This window comes from Mycolicibacterium hippocampi, assembly GCF_010723735.1.
Lineage (GTDB): Bacteria > Actinomycetota > Actinomycetes > Mycobacteriales > Mycobacteriaceae > Mycobacterium > Mycobacterium hippocampi.
The window spans coordinates 4,465,643-4,482,440 of record NZ_BLLB01000002.1; the positions used below are offsets into that span (position 1 = coordinate 4,465,643).

Sequence of the window (16,798 nt, forward strand, 5' to 3'; positions counted from 1 at the left end):
TGGGAAGGCACCCGGCTACCTCCCGACGAGCGTGACGAGTGTGTGCGCGGCCGGCTCGATCGTGTCCAGCAGCACCCGGGGCAGCAGACCGATCACCACCGATAGCGCCAACAACGTTGCAGGCGGCCACATCTCGAAGCGACGCAGGTCGGTGAAGCCTTCGGAAAGGCCTGCGGTCGCACCGGTGAACAGCCGTTGGAAGGACCGCAGGAACAGCGCGGCGGTGATCAGGATGCCGGGTAGCGCGATGGCGGTGACGGGTGCGGCGGCGATGCTGCCGGTGAAGATCTGGAACTCGGCGATGAACCCGGAGAAACCCGGCAACCCCAGCGAGGCGAAGGCCCCCACCGCGAACAGCGCGGCGAGCTTGGGCGCGGGACCGGCCAGGCCGCCGTAGTCGGCCATCCGGTAGCTGCCGGTGCGCGTGTAGAACACCCCGGCCAGCAGGAACAGCGCGGCGGTGATCAATCCGTGGCTGACCATCTGGGTCACCGCGCCGGTGACTGCGATGTCGCGGGCCTGGGCGGTGCCGGTCGCGGTCAGACCCGCGGCGCCGACGGCGAGCACCACATAACCCATGTGGTTGACCGAGGTGTAGGCGATCATCCGCTTGAGGTCCTGTTGGGCGAGTGCGACCAGCGCGCCGTACAACACCGACACCACGCCGATGGCGATGGTCACCCATGCCCAGGCTCGCCAGGCCTGCGGCAGCATCGGCATCGCGATGCGCACGAATCCGTATGTCCCCATCTTCAGCAGCACCCCTGCCAGCACGGCGGAGCCGATCGCCGGGGCGTCGGTGTGTGCGGGCGGCAGCCAGGTGTGGAACGGGAACGTCGGCGTCTTGATCAGCAGCCCGATCAGCACCGCGGCCAGCACCAGCCCGCCGGCCAGCGGGCGGCCGGCCAACGGTGTCACCGCGGCCAGTTCCACCATGTCGAAGGTGTGCGGTTCGGCACCGATGTAGAGGCCGATGAAGCCGACCAGCAGCGCAAGCGACCCGAGAAAGGTGTACAGGAAGAACTTCAGCGCCGACCGGCCCGCATCGCCGTGGCCCCAGCCGGCGATGACGAAGTACATCGCGACGATCGACAGGTCGAAGAAGACGAAGAACAGGATGAGGTCGGCGGCGGCGAACACCCCGAGGCTGACCGACTGCAGGAACAGGAACAGGGCGGCCTGGGTGCGCGGCCGGTCGCTGTCGCGCAGGCTGTAGACCGCACACGCCAGGAAGATCACCGTGGTCATCGCGACCAACGGCAACGACAGGCCGTCGATGCCGACGTGGTAACTGCTGTTGACGCCCGGGATCCACGGCACCTGCTCGTCGAAGGCCAGGGTGTCAGGCGGTGGGGTGTCAAAGCGCAGCCACACCGCCGCGACGAGCCCGACCTCGGCCGCGGTGACCGCGACCCACGACCAGCGCACCGCTACGTCGGTCAGCGCCGGCACCGCGAGCAGCACCAGGGCCGCGGCCAGCGGCAGGAACACGATCAGACTGAGCACATTCACCTCACGTGAGCAGTAGGACGACGGCGACGACGAGCATGACCGCGGCGGCCATGTAGTACTGGTGCAGTTGACCGGTCTGCGGTCTGCGCGCCAGTTCGCCCAGCCGCCGGGTGAGCGCCGCCGACGCCTCGACCACACCGTCGACGCCGCGGTGGTCGGCGCGGGCGAGCCGGTCGGCAGCCGACCGCGACACGGTGGCCGTCGCCCCGACGGCGCCGTCGAGGACGTGGTCGTCGAAACGGGCCGCCTGCACCGATATCCGCGTCACCGCGAGCGCGGCGGCGGACACCGACCGGTCGAGGACCCGGTCGTCGAATCGGGCGAGGGTGTCGGCCAGCCACAGCACCGGTACCACGACCACCCGCTGGGCGGCCCGCTCGAGCCCGAACCAGGCCAGCGCCCACCTCGGCTCGGGGACACCCCAGCGCCACACCGCCAGCAGCACCGCGCCGGCCAGTACCGCCGAAGCAGCCAGCTCGGTCACCGGCGCGCTCGCGGTGATGCCCAGCGGCGGCAGGGCGAGCACCCCGGCGCCCGCCGCGCCGACCGCCAGCACGACCAGCGGCACCTGCGCCAGGCCGTCGGGCGACCCACCGCCGGCGTCGCGGTCGGCTGCCGGACGCCACAGGACGAGCAGGATCTTGCCGGCGTAGGCCGCGGACAGTGCGGTGGCCAGCAGACCCGCCGCGTACCACCACAGCGAGTGTTCGAGCGCGACGGCCAGCACCGCGTCCTTGGTCGCCCACAGCGAGAGCGGCGCGATACCGGCCAGCGCGAGCGCCGACACCGTCGCCGTGACACCGACGACCCGCCATCGCCGGGCTGCCCCGCGCAGCTCCTCGAGGTTCTTGCTGCCGAGCAGCGTCAGCCACGCCCCGGCGGCGAGGAACAGGCCTGCCTTGGTGAACGCATGCGCGACGAGTTGGGCGGCCCCGCCACCGACCGCGCCCAGCCCGGCCGCCATCACCACGAAGCCCAGCTGCGCGGCCGTGGACGCGGCCAGCAACTGCTTGAGGTCGCGCTGCGCGACTGCCACCAGACCCAGCCCCACCGCGGTCACCGCGCCGAGCCACACCGTCGCGGTCGCGGCCCAGCCGGTGGCCCCGAGCAACGGCGAAACCCGCAGCAGCAGGTAGGCGCCCATCGCCACCATCGCCGCCGAGTGCAGCAACGCACTCACCGGGCTGGGCCCCTCCATCGCCCGCGCGAGCCAGAACGAGAACGGCAGCTGCGCCGCCTTGCCCAGCGCGGCGACCAGCACGCCCGCCGCGATCACGTGCCGCCAGCCCGGCGTCGAGTCGGCCAGGTCGGCCAATGCGAGCCCAGCGCCTCCGGCCAGCGCCGCGCCGGCAGCGAGGTAGAGCCCCAGGTCCGCGGTGCGGGTGGTCAGGAACGCGGTCAGCCCCGCCGAGACACGATGGTCGTCCTGCCACCGGTAGCCGATCAGCGCGTAGGACATCGCGCCCATCACCTCCCACGCCAGCAGCAGCGCCGGCAGGGTGGTCGCGGTGGCGGTCAGCATCGCCGCGGCGGCGAACACCAGCATGTAACCGTGGAACCGGTGGCCGGCCACCGAACGCTCCCCCACGGCGAACGTCAACACCAGCAGGGTCACCACGGCCACCGCCGGCACCACGGTGCCCGACAGTCCGTCGACGCCCAGCGCGAACTCTGTTCCCGCCAGGAACGCCACTCCGACCGCGGGCCGGGTCACGGCGACCACGACCGACAGTGCGACCACGACGGCCGACACGCCGATCGACACCAGAGCGGCGGTGCGCCCGCGTGCGTTGGTCAGCAGCAGCGCGACGCCGGCGAGCGCAGGCAGACACACCAGTGCCCACAGCGCCAGGTCGGGAACGGTGAGCACCGGCTATCCCGACAGATCCGTGGCCATGTCGGTCATATCGGCCTGGCGGTCACGGTGCAGCAGCGTCGCGACGGCGAATCCCATCGCCATCTCCACCGTCATCGCGGCGATGATCACCATCAGCAGCACCTGACCCGTCGGTGCCGGTGCCAGGAACCACCACAGGCCGACGGCGGCGAGGATCACGGCGTTGATCATCAGCTCCAGGCCCATCATCACCATGACCACCACCTGCTGGGACAACGCGCCGTACAGGCCGACACAGAACAGCGCGGCGGCCACCAGCAGCAGCGTCTGCAGGGTCATCGCCCGACTCCCCCCGGCTGCGGGTCCCGCGGCGGCCGTTGATCGAGGTCGTCACCGAACCGGTCGTAGCGTCCCCGGTGCGCAGCCAGCACGACTGCCCCGACGATGGTGGCCACCATCACCGGGCTGATCACGATCATCGCCAGCATCTTGGGACCCATGAGCTCCTCCCCGAGCGCGACGGTGACGTCCGGGGGCGGCGCGCCGCGGCGGGCCGGCCAGTCGACCAGCAGGATTCCGGCGCTCAACAACAGGAACAGGCCGACCGACAGGGCCAGCGACATGCGTTTGCCGTGGACCATGCTCATCGGCATCAACGCCGGGTTCATCCCCATGAACATCACCATGTAGACGGCCATCACCGCCATCTCCATGACCATCATCAGGATGATGACGACGCCGACATAGTTCTGCTGTAACAACAGCGCCACGACCCCGACCGCGATGAACGACGCGGCAAGCGCGTAGGTGGCCCGGGCCATCGAGTCGACCGCGAACACTGCGGCCCCGGCGAGCACTGCCACCGCCGCGGCGACCCAGAACACGATGTCGGTGATCAAAGCCTCAGCCCCTCCAGACGGCGATGACGGCGACGACAAGATCCTGCACCAGCACCAGCGGCAACAGCACCATCCACCCCACCTCCATGAACTTGTCGGGCCGCAACACCGGAAGCCGGCGCCGCAGCCACACGAAAATCGTCAGCAGCACAACGGTTTTGACGAGGACCCACAGCCATCCCGGCAGCAGCGGGCCGGCGCCGCCGCCGAGGAACAGCGGGACCGCGAACGCCGCTCCCGCGGCCAGCAGGGCGTACCGGCCGACCTCGAACAGCAACCGGTCGACACCGGACAGTTCGGCGGCCGCGCCGCCGGCGATGTCGTCACCCACCGCGGCCGACAGCGGCCCCCACACCGAAAACCCGGTTACGCCAAGGCAATAAACGACAAACGCCACAGGCATCCAGACCACGAACCACAGGTCCTGCTGGGCGGCCGCGACGGTGCCGACGTGCAGGCTCTGGGCCGCGATAGCCGGAGCGACCAGGGCGAACATCAGCGGCAACTCGTAACCGAGCCCCTGCGCGAGAAAGCGGTAGCCCCCGATCAGCGAGTGGGCCGAGTTCGGCCCCCACCCCGCGAGCCACACCAGCGCCCAGACCAGCACGTCCATGGCGTTGAACCACACGATCCCGACGTCGAGGTCGAACAGCACCCACTGCCCGAGCGGCACCACCGTGATCATCAGCAGCGCGGCCGCGAGCAGACCGAAACCGCCGAGACGCCACAGCGGCCGATCCGCCTCGAGCGTGACCCGGCGCCGCTGCCGCATCAGCCGCGTGGCTTCGCCCACCGGTGCGCAGACCCCCGCCCGGTCGAGAGCGGCCGCGTAGTACGCGAGCAACAGCAGCATCACCGCCGCCACCGGCGCCCAGGCCGCCGACACCACCGTCATCCCGGTCACGGTGCCTCCAGTTGCGCGGGCACCGCCGTGTCGACGCCGAGACCGGCGATCACCAGTCGGACGGCGGCGACCTCGAGGCCGGCGACGATGCCGGGCAGGGCGTCGGCGAGCGCTGCCGGGTCGACGTGCAGGGGGTCGGCGGTCAGCCGGTTCGACAGCAGGTCGCCGACGACCTGCGCCCGGGTCTGTAGCCGGTCGTAGGTGTCTCCCGCGAGTGATGCCGGCAGCCGTTCGGCGACAAGCCGTTCGGGGGTGAGCGGCGCGAGCCCGCGCAGTGACCAGCGCAGCAGCCTCGAACGACGCACGCTGCGCTGCAGACGTTCGACCTGGTCTCGGGCGCGTCGGTCGCGGGGATCGTCGAGCAGCAGGTCGCGGCACCGGCGGGCCCTCTCCGCCGCGTGCGGCCAGCCTGCCAGCGTGAGCAGGTCGACGAGGTGGTCGCACTGCCGGGCCACGACGGGGGTGGCGGCGCCGGGCCGGTGCTCGGCGTCCAACAGGTCGACCGTCGCGTCGGTCACCACGTCCCCGGCCAGGACGCACCGCAGCCGCACCCCGGCCGGCCAGTGGGCGAGGACCGGCCCCAGCTCCAGGTGCAGCACATCCATCTCGAGTCCGTCGCGGTCTTGTGCCCCCTCGGCCAGCGGGATACCGGACGGGGCCATGTCCATGTCGCCGTGGTCCATGTCGCCGTGATCCATGTCGCCGTGGTCCATGTCGCCGTGGTCCATGTCGCCGGTGTCGGGGCGCCGGCGGCGGCTGCGCGCGTCGCCGACTTGTGCTGCGGTGTCGAGCAATGCGGCGGCGGCACGGTCGAGCGCGTCATCGACCGAGCCGATGTCGGGCACCTCGATGCGCGCTCGCGGGCCCGGCAACTGGTCCCAGACCAGATCGATCAGCGGGCTCATCTGCGGCCCCGGCGCGCCACACACCGCCAGCACGTCGGCGTCGGCGGGGCTGACCGCCATCCGCCAACCACGGGCCAGCACCCGGCGCTGCAGCGCGACGTGGGTCGACCACTGCCCCGGGATCTCGACGGCGAGGACGTGTGTCCGGGCGACAGCCAGCCGCGCCGTCCACCCGCTCAGGACCACCGCAGCGCCCCTTCACGCCAGGCCCACACGACAGCGATCAGGAGCGCCGCGAGGAACACGAACATCTCCACCACCGCGGTGAGGCCCTGCTCGACGACCACGACCGCCCACGGGTACATGAACAGCATCTCGACGTCGAAGGCCAGGAAGACCAGCGTGGCCAGGTACCAGCGCACGTGGTAGCGCGACAGCGCGTGTTCCTCATGCCGCCAGCCTGATTGGAACGGCAGCGAGACGAGCGGATCGGGGGCCACCGCGGTCAGCCGGTGCAGCAGATACGCGCCGACACCGCCGACCAGGCACACCAGGAGCATCGAGGCGACGCCGGCGTACATCGAGTCGACTCCTATCCGTGGGCGGGCCTACTGCGACGTTCCCGGACGATTCCCCTCTAAACGGGCCTCCGCCACATCTGCCACATCGTGGGCCCGCCGTCGGGGAGGGTGATCTCCCCTGTCACGTCGAAGCCCCACCGCATGTAGTACGGCACGTTGGATTCCTTGCTCGACTCCAGGTAGGCAGGCGCGCCCTCGGCGTCGCAGCGGTCCAGCCGCGACCGCATCAGCACCTGCCCGAAGCCGGCCCCGCGCACATCGGGATCACTGCCGATGACCGCCAGATACCAGTGCGGTTCCTCGGGATGGTTGCGCTTCATCATCTCGCTCATGGCCTTACCCCGACCGACGTGCCGCCCCATCGCGAGCAGGAACCTCGGCATCATCCGCCACTCCTCACGCGGGGTCTGCTTCCACCGGCCCGGCGGATCCCACAGCGCGGCGGCACCCACCTGCCCGGCCCGGCTCGCCACCTGCGCCGCGCCACCGGCCAGGAAGTGGTGCCGGGCCATCGCGCCGAACACCAGCGGCAGAGCCTTTGCCCGGCGCGCGTCGTCGGGCAGCATCCACCGCATCACCGGGTCGTCGAAGAAGGCCCGCCCCAGCACGTGCGACAGATCCCGCACGTCCGGCTTCTGCGCGACATGGACATCGATGGTGGCCGGCACGCCGCTCACCCCTGGGTGATGTAGGCCTGGAGCTGCTGCTGTTCTCGCTCGAGTTCTTCCATCCGGGTCTTGACGACGTCGCCGATGCTGACGATCCCGGCGAGCCGGCCCTCGACCACGACGGGCACGTGCCGGACCCGGTTGGTCGTCATCAACACGCTGAGGCTGTCCACGGAGTCCTCCGGCGAGCAGGTCGCCACCAGCGTCGTCATGATGTCGGACACCGGCCGGGTCAGCAGGTCGGCGCCCACCTCGTGCAGCATGCGCACCACATCGCGCTCGGACACGATGCCCAGCAGACCATCCGGCGAGACCACCACCATCGCTCCGATGTTGTGCACGCACAGCTCCGTCAACAGGCCGGCAACCGAGGTTTCCGGGGTGATCGTTGCCACTGTCGCGCCCTTGTTGCGCAGTACGTCGGATATCCGCATCGAGCTCTCCGCCCCTCGTGGGTTTCCTCACCCCCCAGGCTAGGCAATAAACACGGCCGCGTTCGGCGTTTTCCGCCCCCCGGACACCCGATCGGAGGGTTAGGTGGGGTTCATGATCGAAGTCACCCTTCTCGGCACCGGCAGCCCCATCCCCGACGCCCGCCGCGCGGGACCGTCCACGCTCGTGCGCGCAGGCGGGCAGACGTTCCTGGTGGACTGTGGCCGCGGCGTGCTGCAACGCATGGCCGCCCTCGGGACCGGGGCCAACAACCTCAGCGCGCTGCTGCTGACGCATCTGCACAGCGACCACATAGCCGACCTGGGCGATGTGCTGATCACTCGATGGGTGTCGAACTTCACCCCGGACCTCGCGCCGCTGCCGATCATCGGCCCGCCGGGAACCGCGGAGGTCGTGGAGAACACGCTCAAGGCGTTCGGGCCCGACATCGGATACCGCATCGCGCATCACGCCGATCTGACGACGCCACCGCCGGTCGAGGTGGAGGAGGTGACCGACGGTGTGGTGTGGGGCCGCGACGGCGTCGCGATCCGGGTCGCACCCACCGATCACCGGCCGGTGGCGCCGACCATCGGGTTCCGCATCGAACACGGCGGGGCGTCGGTGGTGCTGGCCGGGGACACGGTGCCCTGCCCGACCCTCGACGACCTGGCCGCCGGTGCGGGAGCGCTGGTGCACACCGTGATCCGCAAGGACCTGATCGACCCGCTGCCGATGCAGCGGATCAAGGATATCTGCGACTACCACTCGACGGTGGAGCAAGCCGCCGAGACCGCCAGCCGCGCCGGTGTCGGCATCCTGATCCTCACCCACTACGTGCCGGCGATCCAGCCCGGCCAGGAGGAGGAGTGGCGGGCGCTGGCCGCGTCGGTGTTCGACCGCCAGATCGAGATCGGCGACGACCTGCACCGGGTGGAGGTCCATCCCGGGGTGTGCGCTAAGCCAGCCGGGTGATCTCCACGACGACGTCCAGGTCGGTCGACCCCTCGCCCGAGTAGATGCCTTTGAGCGGGGTGACATCGGCGTAGTCGCGACCGACCCCGACGCTGATGTACTGCTCGTTGATCTCCTTGTCGTTGGTGGGGTCGTAGTGCCACCACTCCCCCGTCCACGCCTGGATCCACGCGTGGCTCTGCCCGTCGACGGTGTCCCCGAGCTTGGCGTTGCGTTTCGGGTGCAGATATCCCGAAACGTAGCGGGACGGAATCCCCATGCCGCGCAACACCATCAACGTCAGGTGGGCGAAATCCTGACACACGCCTTTGCCCTCGCGTAGCGCGTCGACCCCCGAGGTGTGCACCCCGGTGGTGCCGGGCACGTACTCGAGTTCGGCCGCCACCCAGCGCGCGGCCTCGATGACGGCCTCGGTGGGTTCGTGGTACTTCGCGATGCGGCGGCCCACACGTTCGATCCGCTTGCTCGCGGGAACGTAGTGCGTCGGGGCCAGCATCTCGTCGTACTTGTCGATCACCGCCTCGCTCTCGAGGTCCTCCCAGCTGATCTTGGTCTTCGGCAGTTCCGGCCGGTCGGTCTCGACCACCGAGGAAGCCGTCACCTCCAGTTCGGTGTGCGGCGCGTGCAGATCGAACGCCGTCACCGCGGTACCCCAGTAGTCGACATAGCGGTAAGACCTTGTGGCGGGCACGGTTTCGACCCGGTTGAGGATGACGTTCTGCCGCGAGTCGGACCGCGGGGTCAGCCTCGCCTCGTTGAACGACGCGGTCACCGGGGATTTGTACGCGTAGCCCGTCGCGTGCACCACGCGCATCCGCCACATCTAGATCTCTCCTTCTTCGATGACCAGAGCGTTGCGGCCGGCGTCAGTCCACGCCACCCATGGCGCCGAGTGGAAGTACTCCAGCGCCAACGCTTCTCCGACATCGGCGCACGTTGTCTGGATGGCGGCCAGCCGCTCTTCCAGCGATTCCAGCAGGACTCCCTGCGGCATGAACTCCAGTTCGCTGCGGGCACGGCCGAGCAGACGCTGCACTTCCGCGGTGGCGCCCACCCGTGCCGGCCGGCGCTTGTGCAGCTCGTCGAGGCTGTGTTCGGCCAGTCGCAGCGAGTACATCACCGAGCGCGGGAACAGCCGGTCCAGCAACATGAACTCGACGACTCGGGCCGCGTCGAGCACCCCCCGATAGGTGCGCAGGTAGGTGTCGTGGGCACCCGCCGAGCGCAGCACGGTGACCCACGCCGGCGAGGACGCGCTGTCGCCGACCCGGGACAGCAGCAGCCGCACCGTCATGTCGACGCGTTCGATCGCCCGCCCCAGCACCATGAACCGATAGCCGTCGTCGCGGGACAGGGTGGAGTCGGCCAGGCCGGCGAACATCGCGGCGCGGCCCTCGACGAACGACAGGAATTCGTGCGGCCCGAGGCGTTTGGCGGCTCGTTCCCTCTCGGCCAGCGCGTTGTAGGTGGTGTTGAGGCACTCCCAGATCTCGGTGGACGTGACTTCACGTGCGCCGCGGGCGTTTTCCCGGGCCGCCGAGATCGCCTCCACGATCGAGCAACCGCCTTCGGTGTCCCGGCTGAACGCCACCAGGTCGGTCAGCGACCACAGGTCGAGTTCGGTCTCCGGCGGTTCGATGCCCAGCACCCGCAGCAGGGTTCGGGACGCATGGTCGGGATCGACGCTGGAGTCCTCGAGCAGTTGATGCACGGTGACGTCGAGGATGCGGGCGGTGTCGTCGGCCCGTTCGACGTAGCGGCCGATCCAATACAGCGACTCCGCGTTGCGCGCCAACATCAGCGCACCACCTGCTGCTGTTGCTGCTGTTGCTGTTGTTGCTCTTCCTGGCGGTTGGCCTGTGACTGTTGCTGCTGGGACGACGACCCGTCACCGTTCCTGTCGGCCTTGGCCCCCTTGCCCGACTTCGGCAGCGACCGGACGACCTCGGCGGCGGCCAGTTCGCGGTCGGCGACCGACGCGCGCGAGGCCAGCACCCAGGTGTCCTTCGATCCACCACCCTGACTGGAGTTCACCACGAGAGAGCCCTCCGGCAACGCCACCCGGGTCAGCCCGCCGGGCAACACCCAGACGTCGTCGCCGTCGTTGACCGCGAACGGCCGTAGATCGACGTGCCGGGGCGAGAGGGCGTCGTCGATCTGGGTCGGCACCGTCGACAGCTGCACCACCGGCTGAGCGATCCAGCCGCGCGGATCGTTGCGCACCTTCTTCGTGATGGCCGCCAGTTCCTTCTCCGAGGCGTCCGGCCCGAACACGATGCCGTAGCCACCCGAGCCCTCGACCGGCTTGATGACAAGTTCGTCAATGCGATCGAGCACCTCCTCGCGCTCGTCGTCGAGCCAGCACCGGAACGTGTCGACGTTCTGCAGGGAAGGCTTCTCACCGAGGTAGTACTCGATGATGGTCGGCACGTAGGTGTAGACCAGCTTGTCGTCGCCGACGCCGTTGCCGACTGCGCTGGAGATCACCACGTTGCCCGCCCGGGCCGCGTTGAGCACGCCGGCGACACCCAGCACCGAGTCCGGCTTGAACTGCATGGGGTCGAGGAACTCGTCGTCGATTCGGCGGTAGATGACGTCGACCTGACGCTCGCCCTCGGTGGTCCGCATGTAGACGGTGTTGTCGCGGCAGAACAGGTCGCGTCCCTCGACGAGCTCGACGCCCATCTGCCGCGCCAGCAGCGAGTGCTCGAAATAGGCGGAGTTGTAGACGCCCGGCGTCAGCACCACCACCGTGGGGTCGGCCTCGTTCGACGCCGCGGCGTTGCGCAGGGCGCGCAGCAGATGCGACGCGTAGTCCCCGACCGCGCGTACCCGATGGGTGGCGAACAGGTTCGGGAACACCCGGGCCATCGTGCGACGGTTCTCCATCACGTAGGACACCCCGGACGGAGATCGCAGGTTGTCCTCGAGCACCCGGAAGGTGCCCTGCCCGTCGCGGACCAGGTCGATGCCCGCGACGTGGATACGCACCCCGTTGGGCGGCACGATCCCGACCGCCTCCCGGTGGAAGTGTTCGCAGGACGTGACCAACCGGCGCGGGATGACACCGTCGCGCAGGATCTCCTGTTCGCCGTAGATGTCGTCGAGGTACATCTCCAGCGCTTTCACCCGTTGGCGGATCCCCCGCTCCAGCCGGGTCCATTCGGCCGCCGAGATCACCCGCGGCACGAGATCGAGCGGGAACGGGCGTTCCTGTCCCGACAGCGAGAACGTGATGCCCTGGTCGATGAACGCCCGACCCAGGGCCTCGGCCCGCGCCTCCAACTCGGCGACATCGGAGGGCGCGAGTTCTGCGTGAATGCCCTTGTAGGGACCCCGGACGTTGCCGTCACCGTCGAACATCTCGTCGAACGCCTCGCAGTACACGCCGAGGTCGTTGTAGCCGCCGAAGACGCCGTCATGCTTTTTTACGATCTTGGAGTTGCTGCGCGAGGTCCGTACCGTCTCGGTGGCCAAGATGTCTTGTGCTCCTCACGTCGGCGGTCTGTGCAGTTTCCGCTGTTGTCCGGTTCCCGTGCGATACGTTTCGCATACGCACGACTGCCATGCTGCAGCATTTCGGCCGTTTCGGCAGGCCAGTGGGTCTCGCTTTGGGACATTTCTGGCCTCGCTGGTACCCTGAACACTCGCTGCCCACAGCAGGGCGCGCCTCAAGACTCAAGCAACCCCGACCGAGATTTACGAAGGAACACACGCGTGGCCAACATCAAGTCGCAGGAGAAGCGGATCCGCACCAACGAGCGCCGCAGGCTGCGCAACAAGTCGGTGAAGTCCTCCCTTCACACTGCGGTGCGTGGATTCCGTGCGGCCGTGGAGGCCGGCGACAAGGACAAGGCCGGCGAGCTGCTGGCCTCGACCAACCGCCAGTTGGACAAGGCCGCCACCAAAGGCGTGATCCACAAGAATCAAGCGGCCAACCGCAAGTCCGCCCTCGCGCAGGCCTTCAACAAGATCTGAGCTCGGCCGGCCGGCGGGTCAGTCCGCCTTGGTCTTGCCGCTTCAGTCCTCTGGCTTCAATCTTCGACGAGTTCCGCGACCCGGCGGACGGCAGTTTCCAGCGCATAACCCGCATCCGCTGCCGCTCCTTTGACGTCAGCGTTGAGCGTCGCCACCACCCGCATCGCCTCGGCGACAGAGTCCCGCGACCACCGGCGCGACTGCTTCTGGGCCTTCTGCACGCGCCACGGCGGCATGCCCAGTTCACCGGCCAGGCGGTACGGATCACCCGACATCGGGCCGACCCTGGCGATGGTGTGCACCGCTTCGGCCAGGGCGTCGGCAAGCACCACATGCGGTTCGCCGCCCATCATCGCCCACCGCAGCGCCTCGGCCGCCCCGGCGACGTCGCCGACGACGGCCTTGTCCGCGATGTCGAATCCCTTCACCTCGGCCTTGCCGGAGTGGTAGCGGCGCACCGCGGCCGCGCTGAGATCGCCGCCGGTGTCGGCGACCAGCTGTGAACACGCCGCGGCCAGCTCGCGGATGTCGGAGCCGACCGCGTCGAGCACCGCGGTCACCGTGTCATCGCCCACCTTGACCCGCAGCGCGCGGAACTCCTTGCGGACAAAATCGGCCCGCTCCGATGCCTTGGTGATGCGTGCGCAGGGATGCACGTGAGCACCCAGCTTCTTGAGCTGATCGGCGAGTGATTTCGCGCGGCCACCGCCGGAGTGCGCCACCACGAGCATCATCCCGTCGGGCAGATCCGCCGCGGCGGACTCGATGATCGCGGCCGCATCCTTACCGGCTTCGGCGGCGGACTCGAGGACAACCACCCGTTCGTCGGCGAACAGCGACGGACTGAGCAGCTCGACGAGCTCACTGGTGCTGACCTCGCCTGCGCGCAGCCGGTCGACCGGGATGTCGGCAGGGGCGCTGCCACCGCCGGCGGAAGCCCGGGCGTGCTTGAGCACCGCCGCGATGGCCCGCTCGACCAGCAGCTCCTCGTCACCCAGGATCAGGTGCAGGCCGGTTTTCTCTCGACTCACCGCACGATCGTGTCATGCCTCGCCGACACCGGACCGCATACCCGATGCCACACTGCGGCGGCGCCGAGTGCGGCGATCCCGATGGTCACCACCCCGGCCGGTCCCGACGGCACGGGCACCGACGCAACAGGAAGTCCGGCGGCCCAGTGGGCGACACTGAGCAGCCACCACACCTCGGGGCCGGTGAAGCGGATCAGAAGCTCGGCACCAGCGGGCCACAGCGGGCACAGCGCGGCGGCGGTGGTGCCGATGACGGTGATCGGCGGGATCACCGGCGCGACCACGAGGTTGGCGGCGACGGCGACCAGGCTCACCGATCCCGAGATGCCGGCCACCAACGGCGCTGTGACCAGCTGCGCAGCGACCGCGACGCTGACGGCGTCGGCGAGCGGTCGCGGCCAGCCACGCTCGGTGAGGCGCCGCGACCACGCCGGAGCGATGAGCACCAGTGCGGCGGTGGCGGACACCGACAGTGCGAAGCCGACGTCGACTGCGAGTTCCGGCACGGCGACCAGCAGGCCGATGACGCTGGCCGCCAGTGCCGGGAGCGCCTGGCGACGGCGATGCGACAGCACTGCCAGCAGGGTGATCGCGCCCATCACCGCGGCGCGCAGCACGCTGGCCGAGGGTTGCACCACCACCACGAAGCCCAGCAGCGTGACCGCGGCCAGTACTACGGCCGCCCGCGGCCCGACCAGCACCGCGGTCAGCAACACCGCGCCGCAGACGATGGTCACGTTCGCCCCCGACACCGCGGTCAGGTGGGTCAGGCCCGACGCGCGGAAGTCCGCGGTCGTCCGCGCCGGCACCGTCGAGGTGTCGCCGAGGACGAGCGCGGGCAGCATGGCTGCCTGGTCCGCGGGCAGCGCCGCACGCGAGGACTGCGCGAACCTCTGGCGGACGTCGTGGGCGACACGGTGCACCGGTGCCGCGTCGCCCAGGGCAGGCGCACCCTTCGCCGCGAGTACCGCGACCGTGAGGTCGCTCCGTTTCGGTGCGCTGGCCTGCGCGCGAAACGCCACGGGCTGTCTGGCCATCACCCGGGCGTACTCCCCGCCGGAGGCGAAGACGATCACTCTGCCGGAGGATCGGGCTCCGGCGAGTTCCAGCAGCGACCCGCGGAACATCGTCCGACCCCCCGCCAGCACCCGGGGGGTTTCGGTCGGGGTGACAACCACGGTGGTGACCTCGCCGAAGTAGCCGGAGACCGGATGGTGGCGCACCTCGTCGACCCGCAACCCCACCGCGACGCACATGCCGCCACCCAGCACCAGCACCGCGGCCACGCTGGTCCCCACCGCCCGCCGGTCCGCCGCTCGGCCCTCACCACGACTGCCCCACCAACCGACTGCGCCGGTCACCGACACTGCAACGGCCATCGCGGCCAGCGAACCGGCCTGCGCCCACACGATCCCGGCGGCCGCGACCGCCCACGCGGTCAGCGCCGGCGGGACGAGCCGCAGGTCCAGGACCGGCGCGCTGGGCGATGCGGGCACCACCGGCGTCACACACGGACATGATCGCGCAACTTGTCCAGCCGAACCGGGCCGATGCCGTCGACATCGGCGAGCTGATCCACGCTGGCGAACCGACCGTTGGCCTCGCGCCACGCGACGATCGCCGCAGCAGTCACCGGCCCCACCCCGGGCAGCGTGTCGAGCTCCTCGAGGGTCGCCGAGTTCAGGTCGACCAGGCTCGTCGGCCCGGAGCTCGCGCCGCCTGCCCCCGGCGCCGCCGGGGACGCGGCGGGATCCGCCACCACCGAGCTGCCCATCTGCACCGGCTGGCCCGGCGCCACCCCGATACCGACGACGATCTGCTCCCCGTCGGTGACACGCCTGGCCATGTTGAGCCCCAGCAGGTCGGCGCCGTCGACCGCGCCACCCGCGGCCTCCAGGGCGTCGGCGATCCGGGCCCCGGGGTCGAGCGTGACCAGACCGGGCGCGTTGACCAGACCGACGACGCTGACCACGACGGGCGCCGCCGGCCCGGCAGAAGCCGACTCCGGGCTCGGGGCAGCCGACGAAACCATCTCCACCGGCGGGAGTTTCGCCGAGACCACCGTAGGTGGTCGATCACCGAACAAGCTCAACACCGTCACCAGCACGGCGACCGCACCGACGGCACCCAACGCGACCACCCCGGCCCGGCCCGGGTCAGCCCGGACCTTCGAGATCCAGGCGGCCGGGCCCGTCGACGTGGATTCCGGCAGCCAGCGCGACAACGACGTGTCGGGCTGCTCGCCGACGTCCCCGACACCGGTGTCTTCGGCTGCACCGAGGCGTCGATGCAGCCGCTCGGTGGGCAGTTCGGTTGACATGCGCCCGACGGTAGGCTGGCCGGCCGACGTCAGCGGGTCCTGGCGCGACGGCCGCCTCACTCTGGGGATGAACGCCGCATTGGGGACGACGGTGGCTACGATTGCTCCCGATATGAACCGTCGCGCCCCGATGATCGCAGGCCTTTTGTTCGCGGTGCTCTACGCGACGGCCGTACTCGTGATCCCCGCGCTCGCCGGCTCCGACGAAGGAGTCGTCAGGGCGCAGGCGCTGCTCCTGGCGTTCGCCGTGCTCGCCCTGGTCGTCGTGCTGGCGTTCACGCGGGAACGGTTGACCGGGCCGGCGGCGCACGTGTTCACCATCGGGTCAGCGGTACTGGTCGCCCAGCTGTGTCTCGCGATCTGGTTCACCGGTGGTCCCGCGCTGCGCCCCGGCCAGCTGGACACCGACGCCGCGCGCGTCGTCGGCGACGTCGGCGCGATGTGGCTGCCCGCCGCCACCGTCGCCCACATCCTGGTGGCCGTCCCGATCCTGTTGGCCGCCAACGAAGATCTGTTCCCGCGGTGGCTGGGCACCGGCGCTGCGGTCTTCACCGTCGAGCAGCTGGTCGAGACCATCACGATCATCGGGCCGCCCGGTAGCTTCATCTCCCCCGGCGGCCCGATGAACCAGTACCTCGGCGGCACGCTGACGGCCGCGTTCTTCCTGGGGGTGGGGATCGCGCTGTCGGTTGGTGAGAACACCGCCGATCCCGCGCCACCCGACGACCCGGGTGCCGTCGAGGGCACACCACCCGTCGATCAATGCGCAGCAGATGAGTGACAGCGCCTCTCGTGCCGACCCCCTTCGCTCGATGT

At 70.0% G+C, this 16,798-nt stretch carries 18 protein-coding genes; 3 read left to right on the plus strand and 15 right to left on the minus strand.

Going from position 1 to position 16,798, the window contains the following annotated elements; all coding sequences use genetic code 11:
* Positions 1-15: 15 nt before the first annotated feature.
* Genes G6N53_RS22440 through G6N53_RS22480 form a run of 9 tightly spaced genes read right to left on the minus strand, consistent with a single transcriptional unit; the run spans position 16 to position 7,680 of the window.
* Positions 16-1,506, minus strand: a complete 1,491-nt coding sequence (locus G6N53_RS22440) for a complex I subunit 4 family protein (RefSeq protein ID WP_163892341.1) — start codon at positions 1,504-1,506, stop codon at positions 16-18.
* Positions 1,507-1,513: 7 nt separating this feature from the next.
* Positions 1,514-3,382, minus strand: a complete 1,869-nt coding sequence (locus G6N53_RS22445; protein WP_237166606.1) for a proton-conducting transporter transmembrane domain-containing protein — start codon at positions 3,380-3,382, stop codon at positions 1,514-1,516.
* 3 nt (positions 3,383-3,385) lie between these two features.
* Positions 3,386-3,688 (minus strand): NADH-quinone oxidoreductase subunit NuoK, encoded by a 303-nt coding sequence (locus G6N53_RS22450; protein ID WP_163892344.1) that lies wholly within the window; start codon positions 3,686-3,688, stop codon positions 3,386-3,388.
* Entirely contained in the window at positions 3,685-4,248 is a 564-nt protein-coding gene (locus tag G6N53_RS22455) for an NADH-quinone oxidoreductase subunit J family protein (RefSeq protein ID WP_163892347.1), read from the minus strand. Before G6N53_RS22455 ends, G6N53_RS22450 begins: the two co-directional genes overlap by 4 nt.
* 4 nt (positions 4,249-4,252) lie before the next feature.
* Positions 4,253-5,143 carry a complex I subunit 1 family protein gene (locus G6N53_RS22460; RefSeq protein ID WP_163896239.1) on the minus strand — a complete coding sequence of 297 codons (891 nt, stop codon included), beginning with the start codon at positions 5,141-5,143 and terminating at the stop codon, positions 4,253-4,255.
* 5 nt (positions 5,144-5,148) lie between these two features.
* Positions 5,149-6,243: a hypothetical protein gene (locus tag G6N53_RS30315; protein WP_163892350.1), complete on the minus strand. Its 1,095-nt coding sequence runs from the start codon at positions 6,241-6,243 to the stop codon at positions 5,149-5,151.
* On the minus strand, positions 6,234-6,578 hold the full coding sequence (locus G6N53_RS22470) for an NADH-quinone oxidoreductase subunit A (protein WP_163892353.1): 345 nt from the start codon (positions 6,576-6,578) through the stop codon (positions 6,234-6,236). The genes G6N53_RS30315 and G6N53_RS22470 overlap by 10 nt, the downstream gene beginning before the upstream one ends.
* Positions 6,579-6,634: 56 nt before the next feature.
* Positions 6,635-7,246, minus strand: a complete 612-nt coding sequence (locus tag G6N53_RS22475; RefSeq protein WP_237166607.1) for a GNAT family N-acetyltransferase — start codon at positions 7,244-7,246, stop codon at positions 6,635-6,637.
* A gap of 5 nt (positions 7,247-7,251) precedes the next feature.
* Positions 7,252-7,680 carry a CBS domain-containing protein gene (locus G6N53_RS22480; protein ID WP_163892356.1) on the minus strand — a complete coding sequence of 143 codons (429 nt, stop codon included), beginning with the start codon at positions 7,678-7,680 and terminating at the stop codon, positions 7,252-7,254.
* 112 nt (positions 7,681-7,792) lie between these two features.
* Between G6N53_RS22480 and G6N53_RS22485 the strand changes: the two genes are divergently transcribed.
* Entirely contained in the window at positions 7,793-8,653 is an 861-nt protein-coding gene (locus G6N53_RS22485) for a ribonuclease Z (RefSeq protein ID WP_163892359.1), read from the plus strand.
* Here the strand turns inward: G6N53_RS22485 and G6N53_RS22490 are convergent.
* From G6N53_RS22490 to G6N53_RS22500, 3 genes are read right to left on the minus strand one after another with little or no spacing between them, the layout of a single operon-like run.
* Positions 8,637-9,476 carry a transglutaminase family protein gene (locus G6N53_RS22490; RefSeq protein WP_163892362.1) on the minus strand — a complete coding sequence of 280 codons (840 nt, stop codon included), beginning with the start codon at positions 9,474-9,476 and terminating at the stop codon, positions 8,637-8,639. The genes G6N53_RS22485 and G6N53_RS22490 overlap by 17 nt on opposite strands.
* Positions 9,477-10,451, minus strand: coding sequence for an alpha-E domain-containing protein (locus G6N53_RS22495; protein ID WP_163892366.1), 975 nt, complete (start codon positions 10,449-10,451; stop codon positions 9,477-9,479).
* A complete protein-coding gene (locus G6N53_RS22500; protein ID WP_163892369.1) occupies positions 10,451-12,130 on the minus strand; it encodes a circularly permuted type 2 ATP-grasp protein in 1,680 nt (559 codons plus the stop codon). Before G6N53_RS22500 ends, G6N53_RS22495 begins: the two co-directional genes overlap by 1 nt.
* 240 nt (positions 12,131-12,370) lie before the next feature.
* On the opposite strand from G6N53_RS22500, the gene rpsT reads away from it, so the two are divergent.
* Positions 12,371-12,631 carry a 30S ribosomal protein S20 gene (gene rpsT, locus G6N53_RS22505; RefSeq protein ID WP_163892372.1) on the plus strand — a complete coding sequence of 87 codons (261 nt, stop codon included), beginning with the start codon at positions 12,371-12,373 and terminating at the stop codon, positions 12,629-12,631.
* A gap of 56 nt (positions 12,632-12,687) precedes the next feature.
* Here rpsT and holA read toward each other — a convergent pair whose 3' ends face one another.
* The 3 genes from holA to G6N53_RS22520 are packed head-to-tail and all read right to left on the minus strand — an operon-like array spanning position 12,688 to position 15,982.
* Positions 12,688-13,662 (minus strand): DNA polymerase III subunit delta, encoded by a 975-nt coding sequence (holA, locus tag G6N53_RS22510; RefSeq protein WP_163892375.1) that lies wholly within the window; start codon positions 13,660-13,662, stop codon positions 12,688-12,690.
* On the minus strand, positions 13,659-15,170 hold the full coding sequence (locus G6N53_RS22515; RefSeq protein WP_237166608.1) for a ComEC/Rec2 family competence protein: 1,512 nt from the start codon (positions 15,168-15,170) through the stop codon (positions 13,659-13,661). The genes holA and G6N53_RS22515 overlap by 4 nt, the downstream gene beginning before the upstream one ends.
* Positions 15,167-15,982, minus strand: a complete 816-nt coding sequence (locus tag G6N53_RS22520; RefSeq protein WP_163892380.1) for a ComEA family DNA-binding protein — start codon at positions 15,980-15,982, stop codon at positions 15,167-15,169. The genes G6N53_RS22515 and G6N53_RS22520 overlap by 4 nt, the downstream gene beginning before the upstream one ends.
* Here G6N53_RS22520 and G6N53_RS22525 point away from each other — a divergent pair.
* On the plus strand, positions 15,981-16,763 hold the full coding sequence (locus G6N53_RS22525) for a hypothetical protein (protein WP_371870852.1): 783 nt from the start codon (positions 15,981-15,983) through the stop codon (positions 16,761-16,763). The genes G6N53_RS22520 and G6N53_RS22525 overlap by 2 nt on opposite strands.
* Positions 16,764-16,798 lie beyond the last annotated feature (35 nt).

Coding starts and splice junctions, on each gene's coding strand:
- G6N53_RS22450 (WP_163892344.1), bottom strand. CDS start 3,688: ATGACCCTGCAGACGCTGCTGCTGGTGGCCGCCGCGCTGTTCTGTGTC.
- G6N53_RS22460 (WP_163896239.1), bottom strand. CDS start 5,143: ATGACGGTGGTGTCGGCGGCCTGGGCGCCGGTGGCGGCGGTGATGCTG.
- G6N53_RS22470 (WP_163892353.1), bottom strand. CDS start 6,578: ATGTACGCCGGCGTCGCCTCGATGCTCCTGGTGTGCCTGGTCGGCGGT.
- G6N53_RS22480 (WP_163892356.1), bottom strand. CDS start 7,680: ATGCGGATATCCGACGTACTGCGCAACAAGGGCGCGACAGTGGCAACG.
- G6N53_RS22485 (WP_163892359.1), top strand. CDS start 7,793: ATGATCGAAGTCACCCTTCTCGGCACCGGCAGCCCCATCCCCGACGCC.
- G6N53_RS22490 (WP_163892362.1), bottom strand. CDS start 9,476: ATGTGGCGGATGCGCGTGGTGCACGCGACGGGCTACGCGTACAAATCC.
- G6N53_RS22495 (WP_163892366.1), bottom strand. CDS start 10,451: ATGTTGGCGCGCAACGCGGAGTCGCTGTATTGGATCGGCCGCTACGTC.
- G6N53_RS22525 (WP_371870852.1), top strand. CDS start 15,981: ATGCGCCCGACGGTAGGCTGGCCGGCCGACGTCAGCGGGTCCTGGCGC.
- G6N53_RS22520 (WP_163892380.1), bottom strand. CDS start 15,982: ATGTCAACCGAACTGCCCACCGAGCGGCTGCATCGACGCCTCGGTGCA.